This is a genomic window from Streptomyces sp. NPDC046349, from assembly GCF_055587885.1.
This window is the reverse complement of sequence record NZ_JBVJFK010000016.1, coordinates 62,329-75,638: the sequence shown is the minus strand read 5'-3', so window position 1 is coordinate 75,638 and position 13,310 is coordinate 62,329. Positions and strand designations below refer to the sequence as shown.

Sequence of the window (13,310 nt, the reverse complement as noted above, 5' to 3'; positions counted from 1 at the left end):
GTATCGACGTCGCGGCGGGCGTCACAGCAGGAACCCGGTGCCGAGGGCGTCGTACGGGTCCACGGCGAAGGAGTGTTCACCGGTGCGGTAGGCGCTGCCGGTCACCTCGGTGACCCCGCCGTCCAGCATCCGGCCGGTGAACACGGTGCCGGTGACGGACTCGCTCAGCAGGTCCTCGCCCGGGCCGAGCCGTCCGTCCTCGGCGAGCAGCGCGAGCCGTGTCGAGGTGCCCGAGCCGCAGGGCGAGCGGTCGACCTGCCCGTCGGCGAAGACGGTCACGTTGCGCTGGTGCGGTCCGAACGGGGTGTCGGGCAGCTCCTCGTGGAGGATCACCCCGTAGACACCGGACAGGAGCGGGCCGCCGGGGTGCCAGGTGGCGGGATGGGTGGCGAGGGCGGCCCGGATCTCTTGCCCGGCGCGCACCAGCGCGGGCAGTGCGGCGCGCGAGACCTCCAGGCCGAGGTCGCGGGCGCGGACGGAGGCGTAACAGGCGCCCGCGTGCGCGATGTCCGCCTCGGCCAGTCCGAGCGAGGTGGCGACGGGCACCTTGCGGGCGCTCACCCGGGCCGGCACGTTGCGGAAGGTGATCCCGGTGGTGCGGCCCCCGCCGCGGTGGACGGTGGCGGTGACCCGCCCGGACGGTACGTCGATCCGCACCGGGGCGTCCCCGTCGTCCGGGGCGGGAACCCGGCCGCTGTCCACGGCCCAGGCCCCGAGCGCCATGGTGCCGTGGCCGCACGCCGTGGAGTAGCCGTCCTTGTGCCAGAACAGGACGCCGAAGTGGGCCCCGTCGTCGTCGGCGGGGACCACGAAGCCGCCGTACATCCCGGCGTGCCCGCGCGGCTCCTGCACGAGCATCCGCCGTACGTCGTCCAGCGCGCCCCGGCGCGGCGCGGTCCCCGATCCGCCCGGACCGATGGCGGTGGCGCAGCGCTCGGCGACGGTGTCCCCCGGGACGGGCGGCATGCCCGCGCCGGCGGTGTCGACGATCCGGAAGGGCTCGCCGGCGGTGTGGTAGTCCACCGTTCGGACGGTGATCACAGGAGGAAGCCTCCGGGGAAGGGGTCGGACGGGTCGAGGAAGTACTGGGCGGTGCCGGTGATCCAGGCCCGGCCGGTGACGGTGGGCACCACGGCGGGCAGGCCGCCGACGGTGGTCCGCTCGACCAGCCGGCCGGTGAACTCGGTCCCGATGAAGGACTCGTTGACGAAGTCCGCGCCGAGTTCGAGGAGGCCGCGAGCGTGCAACTGGGCCATCCGCGCGCTGGTGCCCGTACCGCAGGGCGAGCGGTCGAACCAGCCGGGGTGGATGGCCATGGCGTGCCGGGAGCGGCGGGCGTCGGAGCCGGGCGCGGCGAGGTAGACGTGCTTGACGCCGGCGATGGAGGGGTTCTCGGGGTGGACGGGCCGGTCGGGCCCTGCGTTGACCGCGTCCATCACGGCCAGCCCGGCGGCGAGCAGGTCGTCCTTGCGGGCCCGGTCGAAGGGCAGCCCCAGGGAGTCGAGTTCGACGAAGGCGTAGAAGTTGCCTCCGTAGGCGAGGTCGTAGGTGACCGTGCCGTGGCCGGGCACGTCGGCCTTGAGGTCGAGGCCGACGCTGAAGGAGGGGACGTTGGTGAGGGTGACGGCCGTGGCCGCCCCGTCCTCCACCCTCACGTCGACGCTCACCAGCCCGGCCGGCGTGTCGAGCCGGACGGTGGTGACCGGCTCGACGACGGGCACCATGCCCGTCTCGACGAGGACGGTGGCCACACCGATGGTGCCGTGCCCGCACATCGGCAGCAGACCCGAGACCTCGATGTAGAGGACGCCGTAGTCGGCGTCGGGGCGGGTCGGGGGCTGCAGGACGGCGCCGCTCATCGCGGAGTGCCCGCGCGGCTCGTACATCAGCAGGGTCCGTACGTGGTCCATGTGCTCGATGAAGTGGAGCCGCTTCTCGGCCATGGTGGCGCCGGGGATCACCCCGACTCCCCCGGTGACGACCCGGGTCGGCATGCCCTCGGTGTGCGAGTCCACCGCGTGGTAGACGTGGCGCGTGCGCATCAGGCGTCCCCTTCAGCTGGTCAGTTGAGGCCCTCGGCCAGGGCCTTCTCGGTGGCGGCGCGGACGGCGGCCTCGGTGTCGCTGGTGAGCGGGAAGCGCGGCGGGCGGGTGGCGCCGCCGGGGCGGCCGGCCAGGTCCATGGAGAGCTTGATGGCCTGGACGAACTCGGTCTTGGAGTCCCAGCGCAGCAGGGAGTGCAAGGACTTGTAGAGCGGCAGGGCGGTGTCCAGGTCGCCGGCGACGGCGGCCCGGTAGAGGGTCGCGCAGGCGTTCGGGAGCGCGTTGGGGTAGCCGGCGATCCAGCCGACGGCGCCAGCGAGGGCGAGTTCGAGGAGGACGTCGTCGGCGCCGATGAGCAGGTCGAGGCCAGGGGCGAGCTCGGCGATCTCGTAGGCGCGGCGCACGTCCCCGCTGAACTCCTTCACGGCGACGATGGATCCGTCGGCGTGCAACCGCGCGAGCAGGGACGGGACGAGGTCCACCTTGGTGTCGATGGGGTTGTTGTACGCGACGACGGGCAGCCCGGCGCGGGCGACCTCGGCGTAGTGGGCGCGTACGGTCTCCTCGTCCGCGCGGAAGGCGTTGGGCGGCAGCAGGAGCACGGAGCCGGCCCCGGCCTCGGCGGCCTGCTCGGCCCAGCGGCGGGCTTCGGCGCTGCCGTAGGCGGCGACGCCGGGCATCACGCGGTCGCCGTCGCCGGCGGCCTCGACGGCGGTGCGCACGACGCGCGCCCGCTCCTCGTCGGTGAGGGTCTGGTACTCCCCGAGGGAGCCGTTGGGGACCACGCCGTCGCAGCCGCTGTCGACCAGCCAGGCCACGTGCTCGGCATAGGCGTCGTAGTCGACGGTGAGGTCCTCGCGCAGGGGGAGCGCGGTGGCGACCATGATTCCGTGCCAGGGCCGGGTGCGGGGCGCGGGGGTGTGCGCGTTGGTCATGAGAGCTCCCTAGTGTGGTGTGTGACATTTTACTAGTGGGTGTGGCGCGGCCACAAGGGCCGGGACACCCTGATCAGCGGTCGGTGGTGGGAAGTTCGGCGAGGTCGCGCAGCGGGACCGGGCAGGAGAAGGGGCGCCGGTCAGCCGCGGGCTCCTGTCCGGCGAGGGCGGCGACGGCGGGTCCGCACATGCGGCCCTGGCACCAGCCCATGCCGGCCCGCGTGAGGAGTTTGACCGTACGGGCGTCCCGCGCCCCGAGGTCCCCGGCCGCCTCGCGGATCCGGCCGGCCGGGACCTCCTCGCAGCGGCACACGACGGCGTCGTCCCGGAGCCAGCCGGTCCAGCCCTCGCCGGGCCGGTGGGCGGCGGCCATCGCGTCGGCGAAGGCGCGCAGCCGGGCACGCCGGCGGGTGAGGCGGGTGACGCGGCGGTCGGCGCCCGGGTCCGACCGCCGCGGGTGCAGCGCCGCGGCGACGGAGTACGCGGCCAGCTCTCCCTCGGTCAGGGCCAGTTGGGCTCCGCCGATACCGCCGGTCTCCCCCGCGGACCAGACGCCGGGGACGGAGGTGCGCTGCACGGCGTCCACCGCCAGGGCGACGGTGCCGTCGGGGCCGGGCCGGGTGGCGCAGCCGAGTCCGGTGGCGAGTTCGAGCTGCGGTACCAGCCCGTGGCCGACGGCGAGCGCGTCGCAGGGGATCCGGCGGGCGGTGCCGGGCAGGGGGCGCCAGTCGCGGTCGAGGCGGGCCACGGTGACGGCCTCGAGCCGGCCGGTGCCGTGGGCCTCCGTGACGGCGTGCCGGGTGAGCAGCCGGACGTGGTGGCGGGCCAGGGCCCCGCCGTAGGACGCGGCTTCGACCAGCTTGCCGGGGTTGCGCAGCAGGGCGGGTACCTGCCCGGCGTACGCGGTGTAGGCGGCGGCCTCCACCACGGCGGGCACGGCCGCTCCGGCGGCGGCCAGCGACCCGGCCACCGCGAGCAGCAGTGGGCCGCTCCCGGCGACGACCACGCGCCGGCCGGGCAGCACCAGTCCGCCCTTGAGCATGGCCTGCGCCCCGCCGGCTCCGACCACTCCTGGCAGGGTCCAGCCGGGGAAGGGCAGTTGGCGCTCGTAGGCGCCGGTGGCGATGAGGACGGCCCGGGCCGTGACGGCCGCGGCCCGCCCGTCGGGGGCGTGGCCGGCGACGGCGTGCAGGGTCCACTCCGTGGCCGCCGCGGCGCCACCCGCCCGCCCGGGCGCGGCATGTCCGCCGGGCGCCCCGGCCGCCCCGCCCGGGACGACCGTCCACACGTGGTGGAGCGGCAGGTACGTGATCCGGCCCGCCGCCTCGTGGGCGCGCAGGGCGGCCTCGCGGGTCGCGAAGTCGGCCCAGCCGTGGTGCAGGGCCTCGGGGCGGGCCGCGCCCAGACCGGGCGCGGGGTGGCGGTAGTACTGCCCGCCGGGGCGGTCGCCCGCGTCGAGGACTGCCACCCGGAGCCCGAGCCCGGCGGCGGTGACGGCGGCGGCCAGCCCGGCCGGCCCGGCCCCGACGACGGCCAGGTCGACCGGATCCGCGCCGGCGGCGGCCGGCGGCTGCGTGGATCGGGGTTGTCCCGCGGAGCGGGGCGGCTCGGCGGGGTCAGACGGCGAGATCGGCATGGCCGGTTCCCTCCTGGGTGGTGACGGCGTCGCCCGGCCGGGCGGGGACCAGGCAGGCGCGCTGGTTCGGCAGGCCGTTGACGGTGACGAGGCAGTCGTAGCAGCTGCCGATCCCGCAGAAGGCCCCGCGCGGCGCGCCGCCCTCACGGGTGGTCCGCCAGGCGAGGATCCCGGCGGCCCAGAGCACCGCGGCGACGCTCTGGCCGTCCTGCGCGGGCAGTTCACGGCCGTCGAAGTCGACCGTGAAGCGGGACCGGGGGCTGCCGCCCACCAGGGAGCGGGGACTGCGCATCAGAAGACCCTCCTCGGTCGGATTGCGCCGTACGGCGGACGGGGGTGCGAAGGCGGGACGGAGCACCGCACGGGCCGCGCGGTGCACACGCGGCTGCGGTGCGCACGGGGCGGGCCGGTCCGCCGGGGCGGCGGCCCCGGCCTCACGCCGACCCGCCCTCGAGGCCCGCCGGGCCCGCCCCGTCCCCGCCGAAGCGATCGGGGCGGAAGGGCTGCGGCGGGAGTGCCGGCTCCGCCCCCGTCAGGGCGGCGGCGATCATCAGCCCGGTGGCCGGGGCCAGGCCGATTCCGGCGCCCTCGTGGCCGCAGGCGTGCAGCAGCCCCGGGCGGCGGGGGTCGGGGCCGATCGCCGGGAGGTGGTCGGGCAGGTAGGGGCGGAAGCCGTGGTAGGTGCGCAGGACCCGCACGTCGGCCAGTACGGGGAAGAGCGCCGCCGCCTGGGAGGCCAGCCGTCGCAGCGCCTCGGTCGACAGGCTCCGGTCGAAGCCGACCCGCTCGCGGGTCGCGCCGATCAGGACCGGCCCCGAGGGGGTGCCCTCGACCACGGCCGAGGACTGCAGGGCGGCCGAGCCGCTGGCGACGTCCGCGATGTAGTCGGCGGCGTAGACCTTGTGCCGGACCACCCGGGGCAGCGGTTCGGTCACCAGGACGAAGCCGCGGCGCGGCAGGACGGGCAGGTCCGTGCCGGCGAGCGAGGCGATGTGCCCGCCCCAGGTGCCGGCCGCGTTCACCACGGCGGGGGCCCGGAGTTCCCGGCGGGGGGTGCGGACCCCCCGTACGGCGCCGCCCCGGTCCAGCAGGACCTCCGTCACCTCCTCGCCGAGGTGGGTCTCGGCGCCCGAGGCGGCCAGCAGCCGGGCGGCGGCCTGCGCCGGCTGGACCTGCGCGTCCTGAGGGTAGTGGAATCCGCCCGCGAGGCCCGGCGCCAGGTGGGGTTCCAGGTCGTGCAGGGCGTGCGCGGGCACCTCGACCGCGTCGACCCCGGCCGCGCGCTGCCGCTCGGCGAAGGCTCGCAGGGCCTTCACGGCGGTTCCGTCCGGGGCGACGACGAGCCCGCCCTTGGGCTCGTACTCCACCTCCGGCGGGAGGATCTCGGCGAGTTCGGTCCACAGTCGCGCGGAGAGCAGGGCGAGGTCGAGCTCGGGGCCCGCCTCCTTGTCGGAGACGAGCAGGTTGCCTTCGCCGGCGCCGGTGGTGCCGCCCGCGACGGCTCCGCGGTCGACCACGGCCACGGAGAGTCCGGCGCGGGCCGCGTAGTAGGCGCAGGCCGCTCCGACGACGCCGGCGCCGATGATCACGGCGTCCAGGGAGTGTCTCTTGAGCACGGCAGTAATATGTCACATTCTTTAGCGCCTGCCCAGACCGGTCCCGCACCCTCCTCAGGTGCAGGACCGGTCCGGGTGTCCGTCAGCTGCGCAGGGGCCCCTCGCAGCTGTAACCCGAGGTCGCTGCGACCTTGTTGCTCCAGATCTCCGGCGGGCCGAAGGAGCAGTTCATGTCGGCGAGGTTGTTCGAGGCGGCGCCCGCCCGGTCGAGGATGAAGTAGTCGACCGTCTCCGACATGTCCTTGAAGTTCTGGTCGTCGCTGCGCCAGTTCTTCAGGTTCGCCGTGATCCGGCCGGTACAGGTGAAGCGGCGCTTGCCGGGGTCGCCGTTCTCCACGCAGTCGGGGGTGTTGTAGGTGGCGGTGGCGAAGGCGGACTTCACCGAGGCGAGCGCGGAGTCGCGCAGCTGGTCGTTGGGGGTGAAGGCGGTGTTCGGCACGAAGAGCTGGTCGACCTTGGCGATCTGCGCGTCCAGGAACCGGTCGTAGTCGCGCTGGAGGTAGGTGTCCGCTCCCAGCCGGTGGCGCCAGGCGTCGTAGGCCGCCACGTCGTCGGCGCGCAGGTGGGTGTACATCTCGCGCAGCAGCGAGGGCTTCTCGGTCCACAGGAATTCGAAGAAGGTGCCGGCGTAGCTGTAGAAGCGGAAGCCGTCGCCGTCGTAGGTGGCGTTCAGCAGTTGCTCGACGCTCATGCGCGGGCCGCCGCCGGCCGTGTCGGCGATGATGCTCTTCACGAGGGACTTGCGGACGGCTATGCCGTTGTCGCGGGTGGCGCCGTCGAAGAACTCGGCTGTGCCCTCGTCCATGGCTGTCGTGCGGTCGCCCTCGTACCAGGGGCCCTGGCCGAAGAAGCCGGGGACGGCGAAGCGGCCGTTGAGGTAGTGCGTGTACTCGTGGCGGAAGAGCTCCTCGAGGGTGAGGGAGGAGTCCTGCGGGACGCGGCGCTGGTAGGTGTAGAAGGTGGCGCCGTTCTCGATGTAGATGCCGCCGTTGTTGGTGTCGTAGCCGGTCAGGATCGGGTGGTAGTTCACGTAGTCGGCGCGGGAGCCGTAGAGCACGATGTTCAGGGTGGCGTTGGGGTCGCCCGCGAGCGGCTGGTCGGTGCCGAGGACGCGGTGGTATTGGGCCTTGACCTGCTTGCTGGCGTAGTAGAGCTGGTCGACGGTGGCCCGGTCCAGGCCGGTGCGGACCTTGATGGCGCCGTTGTCGTAGGTGTAGGTGTAAGGGAAGATCTGCTTCTCGATGTCCTCCTTGCACACCCCGTGCGGCTTGCAGGCCTCGTAGAAGTTGAGCCAGGACACGACCTTGGCCCACGGCTCGCTGCCGTCGCCGAAGCCGGCCTTCAGGGGCCCGAGCATCGCGCCGAGGTCGGCGACGACAGGGTCGCGCAGGCCCTCGACCTGGCCGAAGCGGGCGTACTCGCTGAGCGCGTCGCGCACCACCCAGGCGTTGCCGGTGCCCTTGAGGTGCGTGTAGCCGGAGAAGGCCTTGAAGGCTGCGCGGTAGGCGGGGTCCGCGGCCACGGCGGCGTGGAAGGCCGTGTCCTGGTTGCCCGGGTAGACGCCGAGGTAGTTGGTGGAGAGCGCGGCGAGCACGGCGCCGGCCCAGCCGGGGTCGAGGTGGGTGGCCGGGTGGGCCGGGTCCATCGTGGCCAGGACCTTCTTCACCAGACCGAGCTGGTGCTGGCGCAGGCCGGGACCGGCGGCGTAGAGGGCCTCGCGCAGGGTGCGGGCGTTGGTGGGGGTGACGTCGAAGGTCCGGGCGGCGTTGCCGTAGTCGTCGATGGCCTTGCGTATCGCGGCGGTGGTCGGGGCGTCGGTGACGTCGATCTCGTCGCGCGAGAAGTCGTGGTAGGCGACGGCGTGCAGGTAGGTGAACATCTCCTCCAGGTGGGAGGAATTGCGGCCGTCGTGTGCGGCGGCCAGGGCGGATATCCGGCGGGACACCGCCTGGACGTGCGCGTCCGACATCACGGGGGCCAGGCGGGCGTCCCAGGTCCAGATCAGGCCGCGCAGGCAGCCGTCGGCCAGCACGGCCTGGTCGGCGAGGAAGTCGGCGAACTGCTCGGGCGTGAGGTTGGTGATCCCGTCGAGGGTGCAGGGGACGCCCGCGGCGACGCTCTTCGCGGTCGGAGCCGACTTGGCCGCCCGGCCCCGCTTCTCCAGTTCCTGGGCGGGCGCGCTGGCGGGGGCCGCGCCGGGGACCTGGCCGGAGAGGTTCAGCCCGCCCGGGGCGGGGGCCGGAGCCGGGGCGTTGTCCTTCGCGTCGGCGAAGCGGTCGACCTCGTCGAACGGATTCCCCGTGGGGCCGTGGGCCGCGCCGGCGGACGGGGCGGCCTGGGCGCCGGCGGACGCGGCGGGGGCCGCGGACTCGGCGGCCTGCGTGGTGCCCTGCGCCGCGGTGGCGACGAGGGTCACCGCTATGGCGGAGGCGAGAAGGGAAGAGCGCACAGCTCTGTGCTTGAGCACCGAGAACTCCTGTTCGGAGAGGGTGAGGTGGGGGGTGGTGCGTGAACTGCCCTGCGTCACGCGGCGTTTGACGGGGATTAACGTGCCGCGGTGTGAGCTGTAACATAGTAATGTGAAATTGCACTGACAAGACCTGTGCGCCCACCAGTTCGCGTCTTCCGTGAAGGAGCCTCCGTGACCGACTCCCCCGCCCGCCTCAACACGGGCAGCCACGACCGTCCGGTGTCACCGGAGTTGTCCCGGTTCATGGCGGGCGGCTGGGCCGCCTCCCCACTGCCCCTCTCCGCACGGGTCCCGGCCCACGACGTCACCCCGGCCCGCCGGGCACGGCTCTCGGCCCGCTTCCCGGGTGAGCGGCTGATCATCCCGGCCGGCGAGCTGAAGGTCCGCTCCAACGACTGCGACCACCGGTTCCGCCCGCACAGCGCGTACGCCTGGCTGACCGGCCTCACCGGCGAGGACCAGGCCGGCCACGTCCTGGTCATGGAGCCGTCGGGCCCGCACGCCCACGAGGCCGTGCTCCACCTGCGGCCGCGCTCGCCGCGGGCGGACGGCGACGGGGAGTTCTACCGGGACCGCCGGTACGGCGAGTTCTGGGTGGGCCGCCGCCCGGACCTGGCGGAGGCGGAGCGCCTCACCGGCATCCGCTGCGCGCACCTGGACTCCCTCGGCGCACCGGAGGGCCGCCACGCGGCCGACGACGCTGAACTCGCCTCCGCACTGGCGGAGTTGCGCCTCGTCAAGGACGCCTGGGAGGTCGAGCAGCTCCAGCTGGCCGTCGACCACACGACCGCGGGCTTCGAGGACGTCGTACGGGCCCTGCCGCGCGCGCTGGCACACCCGCGCGGGGAGCGCTGGATCGAGGGGGTCTTCGGGCTGCGCGCCCGGGCCGAGGGCAACGGCACCGGCTACGAGACGATCGCCGCGTCGGGCGCCCACGCGTGCACCCTGCACTGGATCCGCAACGACGGCCGGCTGGCAGGGAACGAACTGCTCCTCCTCGACGCGGGCGTGGAGACGGACACCCTCTACACCGCGGACATCACCCGCACCCTCCCGCTGTCGGGCCGCTTCTCACCCGTGCAGCGGCAGGTCTACGAACTGGTGCTGGCCGCCCAGGAGGCGGGCATGGCGGCGCTGCGCCCGGGAGCGAGCTTCGGCGACTTCCACCGGGCCGGCATGCGGGTGATCGCCGAGGGGCTGGCCGAGTGGGGCGTCCTGAAGAACGCGGAGGGCGACCTGCACCGGCGGTACACGCTGTGCAGCAGCGGCCACATGCTCGGCCTCGACGTGCACGACTGCGCGAAGGCGCGGGCGGAGACCTACCTGGACGGAGTCCTGGAGGAGGGCCAGGTCCTGACGGTGGAGCCGGGCCTGTACCTCCAGCCCGACGACGAGACCCTCCCGGCCGAACTGCGCGGCATCGGCGTCCGCATCGAGGACGACCTCGTGATCACAGCGGACGGTGCCCGCCTGATGTCGGGCGCGCTGCCGCGCACGGTCGCGGGCATCGAGGACTGGATGGCCGGCCTCCTGGAGGACGGGCGCACCTGAGCCGGTGGGGCGCCCCGGCGCCCTCCGGGCCGGCCCGGGGCAGGTTGCGCGGGAGGCCGAGCACCGGGATCCGGCTCGCCCTCCGAAGAGGGCCTGCGCCTGCCGGCCGCATTGGCCGCCTCCGAGGACGCCGGTCTCCTGCCGGCCCTGGGCCACGGCCGGCCGCGGCCCGCCCGCCTCCGGGCGGGGCAGAGGCCTTCCGCCGACCCGCCGACGGCGGCGCCCGTCGAGGCCGGGGCTTCGTTCGGCGGGCGCGCCGAAGGACACGTTTCGCCGTACCGCGAGGGCGGCAGGAGCGTTCCGGTTCCGCCGGGCGAGCCGACGGGCTGCCCCGCGATCCCCCGGCGGGCGCACGACGGCAGCCACGGCGCCTCGCTGCGTTGCCGGAACGCCCGGACACGCCCGGTACGAGGACGCTCCTCCGCCGTACGTGGACGCTCCTCCGCCGTGCGATGCACCGCATCCGACGCCGAGCGCCGATCCGCCGGGGATGACGGGACAGCCCTCAGAGCGACGCGGCGGCCTTGCGGATCAGGTCCAGGACGGCTTCCGGCCGGGACAGCATGGGGACGTGCGCCGAGGCGACCTCCGCGCACGTGGCGCCCATGCGCTGCGCGGCGAACCGCTGGAGCTCGGGGTTGACCGCCCTGTCCTGCGTGGTGACGAGGAACCAGCTCGGCTTCGTCCTCCAGGCCGGCTCGTCGACGGTGGCGCCCAGCACCTCGGCGCGCGGAGCGCCCTGCGTCGCCCAGACCACCCGCTGCTCCGCCTCGGGCAGGTCGCCGACGAAGTCGGAGATACCGTCCCGGGAGATCCAGATACGGCCCTCCTCGTTGTCCAGGTGGGAGAACAGCGGGGGCGCCTCGAACTTGCCGATCAGGTCCTGGGGGGTCTCCCCGGCATCCGGGGCGAGGGCGGCGATGTAGACGAGACCGGCGACGCGCTCGTCGGTGCCGGCCGCGGTGATGACGTAGCCGCCCCAGGAGTGCCCGACGAGGAGGGCGGGGCCGCCCACCCGCCCGAGGGCGTGGTGGACCGCTTCGACGTCCCCCGCGAGGGAGTCGAGGGGGTTCTGCGCGGACACCACCTCGTGGCCCTCGCTCTGGAGGGCGGGGATCAGCTTGCTGTAGCAGGACCCGTCGGCCCACAGGCCGTGGGCGAAGACGATGCTCGGCTTGCTCGGCGCCATCGAAACGTTCCTCCACTCGAAGCGCGGGCCCGTTCCGCGGACACCGCTCGGCCCTCCGAGTCCACACCGGCCCCGCCCGCCCCGCATCTCGTCCCTTCCTCTTCCTCGGAATCCGGGGTCCGGGGCCGTCCCGAAGCCCGCGCGGGATCCGGGACGGCCCGGCGGCAGGGCAAGCCGGCGGAGGTCGAAGGGGCGCGCTACGGGAGGACCGCCAGGCCGTCGAGTTCCACCAGCGCCTCCTCGTCCCAGAGACGGACGGCGCCGACGACGGCCATCGCCGGGTAGTCGCGGCCCGCCGCCCGCCGCCAGATGCGGCCCAGTTCGGCCGCATGCAACCGGTATGCGGCCACGTCGACCGCGTACACCGTCACCCGGGCCAGGTCCGCCGGGGCGCCGCCCGCCGCGGCCAGCGCCGACAGCAGGTTGGCGAGGGCCGTCTCGAACTGCTCCGGCAGGGTCTCCCCCACCACCTTGCCCGCACCGTCCAGCGCCGTCTGTCCCGCCAGGAACACCAGCCGCGACCCCGTGGCCACCACCGCGTGCGAGAAGCCCCTCGCGGGCGACAGCTCCGCCGGGTTGATCCGGTCCAGGCTCATCGGCCGGTCACCTCCCCGCCCAGCGCCCCGTACAGCTCCTTCGCAATGATCGTGCGCTGCACCTCGCTCGCCCCCTCGTAGATCCGCGGCGCCCGCACCTCCCGGTAGAGGTGCTCCAGCAGGTGGCCCCGCCGCAGGGCGACCGCTCCGTGCAGTTGGACCGCGTGGTCCACCACGTACTGGGCCGTCTCCGTGGCCAGCAGCTTCGCCATCGCCGCACGCCGCGGGACGTCCGCCGCACCCCGGTCGTAGGCCCCGGCCGCCGCGTACACGAGCAGCCGGGCCGCCTCGGTGCGGGTGGCCATCTCGGCCACCCGGTGCGCCACCGCCTGGAGATCGCTCAGCGTTCCGCCGAACGCGGTACGCCCCGCCGTGTGCGCGAGCGTGGCGTCCAGCGCGGCCCGGGCCATGCCCACCGCGAACGCGCCGACGCTGGGCCGGAAGAGGTTCAGGGTGTCCATGGCGACGCGGAAGCCCCGCCCCGGCTCGCCGAGCAGGTCGCGCGGTCCGACCCGGACCCCGTCGAAGCGGAGGGACCCGATGGGGTGCGGCGACAGCATGTCGAGCGGCTCGCCGGCGAGGCCCTCGCGGTCCGCCGGGACCAGGAAGGCCGACACCCCCTTCGCGCCCGGACCTTCACCCGTCCGGGCGAACACGGTGTAGAAGTCCGCCTCGGGGGCGTTGGAGATCCAGCACTTCTCCCCGCTGAGCCGCCAGCCGCCCCCGCCGCCGGCGGCCGGGTCGCGGACCGCGGCCAGCGCCAGCGCCGCCGCGTCCGAGCCCGCCCCCGGCTCGCTCAGCGCGAAGGCGGCCACGGCCCGCCCCGCCCGAACCTGGGGCAGCCAGTGCTCCTTCTGCGCCTCACTGCCCGCCCGCAGGACCGGGTACGCCCCCAGCCCCTGGAGGGCCAGCGCGGTCTCGGCCTCCGTGCACCCGTAGGCGAGGGACTCCCGCAACAGGCACAGTTCGAGGGCGCCCGAGGCGAACACCCGCTCCAGCAGGCCCAGCTCGCCCAGCGCCGCCAGCAGCGGCCGGTTGACCCGGCCCGGTTCCCCCTTCTCCGCCAGCGGCCTCAGCCGTTCGGCCGACAGTGCGCGCAACCGCCCGCACCACTCCTCCTGGTCCACCCCGAGCGCGAATCCGGTCATCCGAAGGTCCCCGCCTCTATCGCGTCCTGTTGACTGCCGTCAGCATCACGATACGCTCCAGGGTGTACCTCCCGGCGGTCGCCGGGAGAAACGACCGCACGGCCGGCCCCACCCCGATCCGGACCGC

General features: G+C 74.6%; 11 protein-coding genes. 1 reads left to right on the top strand and 10 read right to left on the bottom strand.

Annotated features, from left to right (window positions below; all coding sequences use genetic code 11):
- Window positions 1-21: 21 nt before the first annotated feature.
- From ACZ6JS_RS31500 to ACZ6JS_RS31470, 7 genes are all read right to left on the bottom strand, one after another.
- Window positions 22-1,041 (bottom strand): proline racemase family protein, encoded by a 1,020-nt coding sequence (locus tag ACZ6JS_RS31500; protein ID WP_469303028.1) that lies wholly within the window; start codon window positions 1,039-1,041, stop codon window positions 22-24.
- Window positions 1,038-2,042 carry a proline racemase family protein gene (locus tag ACZ6JS_RS31495; RefSeq protein ID WP_469303026.1) on the bottom strand — a complete coding sequence of 335 codons (1,005 nt, stop codon included), beginning with the start codon at window positions 2,040-2,042 and terminating at the stop codon, window positions 1,038-1,040. The genes ACZ6JS_RS31500 and ACZ6JS_RS31495 overlap by 4 nt, the downstream gene beginning before the upstream one ends.
- A gap of 20 nt (window positions 2,043-2,062) precedes the next feature.
- Window positions 2,063-2,977: a dihydrodipicolinate synthase family protein gene (locus tag ACZ6JS_RS31490; RefSeq protein ID WP_469303025.1), complete on the bottom strand. Its 915-nt coding sequence runs from the start codon at window positions 2,975-2,977 to the stop codon at window positions 2,063-2,065.
- A gap of 73 nt (window positions 2,978-3,050) precedes the next feature.
- Window positions 3,051-4,613 carry an FAD-dependent oxidoreductase gene (locus ACZ6JS_RS31485; RefSeq protein ID WP_469303023.1) on the bottom strand — a complete coding sequence of 521 codons (1,563 nt, stop codon included), beginning with the start codon at window positions 4,611-4,613 and terminating at the stop codon, window positions 3,051-3,053.
- Window positions 4,594-4,905, bottom strand: a complete 312-nt coding sequence (locus ACZ6JS_RS31480; protein WP_469303021.1) for a (2Fe-2S)-binding protein — start codon at window positions 4,903-4,905, stop codon at window positions 4,594-4,596. Before ACZ6JS_RS31480 ends, ACZ6JS_RS31485 begins: the two co-directional genes overlap by 20 nt.
- A gap of 142 nt (window positions 4,906-5,047) precedes the next feature.
- Window positions 5,048-6,229: an NAD(P)/FAD-dependent oxidoreductase gene (locus ACZ6JS_RS31475; protein WP_469303019.1), complete on the bottom strand. Its 1,182-nt coding sequence runs from the start codon at window positions 6,227-6,229 to the stop codon at window positions 5,048-5,050.
- Between the two features lie 82 nt (window positions 6,230-6,311).
- Complete coding sequence (locus tag ACZ6JS_RS31470) at window positions 6,312-8,696, bottom strand: collagenase (RefSeq protein ID WP_469303177.1); 2,385 nt, start codon at window positions 8,694-8,696, stop codon at window positions 6,312-6,314.
- A gap of 174 nt (window positions 8,697-8,870) precedes the next feature.
- Here ACZ6JS_RS31470 and ACZ6JS_RS31465 point away from each other — a divergent pair, with 174 nt between their 5' ends.
- Window positions 8,871-10,250, top strand: a complete 1,380-nt coding sequence (locus ACZ6JS_RS31465) for an aminopeptidase P family protein (RefSeq protein ID WP_469303018.1) — start codon at window positions 8,871-8,873, stop codon at window positions 10,248-10,250.
- 505 nt (window positions 10,251-10,755) lie between these two features.
- Here ACZ6JS_RS31465 and ACZ6JS_RS31460 read toward each other — a convergent pair.
- From ACZ6JS_RS31460 to ACZ6JS_RS31450, 3 genes are all read right to left on the bottom strand, one after another.
- A complete protein-coding gene (locus tag ACZ6JS_RS31460; protein WP_469303017.1) occupies window positions 10,756-11,439 on the bottom strand; it encodes an alpha/beta fold hydrolase in 684 nt (227 codons plus the stop codon).
- Between the two features lie 197 nt (window positions 11,440-11,636).
- Window positions 11,637-12,035, bottom strand: a complete 399-nt coding sequence (locus ACZ6JS_RS31455; RefSeq protein ID WP_469303016.1) for a RidA family protein — start codon at window positions 12,033-12,035, stop codon at window positions 11,637-11,639.
- Window positions 12,032-13,183, bottom strand: coding sequence for an acyl-CoA dehydrogenase family protein (locus ACZ6JS_RS31450; RefSeq protein WP_469303015.1), 1,152 nt, complete (start codon window positions 13,181-13,183; stop codon window positions 12,032-12,034). The genes ACZ6JS_RS31455 and ACZ6JS_RS31450 overlap by 4 nt, the downstream gene beginning before the upstream one ends.
- Between the last annotated feature and the right edge of the window lie 127 nt (window positions 13,184-13,310).

Bases quoted from the DNA above. Each gene is read 5' to 3' on its own strand.
- ACZ6JS_RS31480 (WP_469303021.1), bottom strand. From the start codon at position 4,905: ATGCGCAGTCCCCGCTCCCTGGTGGGCGGCAGCCCCCGGTCCCGCTTC.
- ACZ6JS_RS31485 (WP_469303023.1), bottom strand. From the start codon at position 4,613: ATGCCGATCTCGCCGTCTGACCCCGCCGAGCCGCCCCGCTCCGCGGGA.
- ACZ6JS_RS31450 (WP_469303015.1), bottom strand. From the start codon at position 13,183: ATGACCGGATTCGCGCTCGGGGTGGACCAGGAGGAGTGGTGCGGGCGG.
- ACZ6JS_RS31455 (WP_469303016.1), bottom strand. From the start codon at position 12,035: ATGAGCCTGGACCGGATCAACCCGGCGGAGCTGTCGCCCGCGAGGGGC.
- ACZ6JS_RS31490 (WP_469303025.1), bottom strand. From the start codon at position 2,977: ATGACCAACGCGCACACCCCCGCGCCCCGCACCCGGCCCTGGCACGGA.
- ACZ6JS_RS31460 (WP_469303017.1), bottom strand. From the start codon at position 11,439: ATGGCGCCGAGCAAGCCGAGCATCGTCTTCGCCCACGGCCTGTGGGCC.
- ACZ6JS_RS31495 (WP_469303026.1), bottom strand. From the start codon at position 2,042: ATGCGCACGCGCCACGTCTACCACGCGGTGGACTCGCACACCGAGGGC.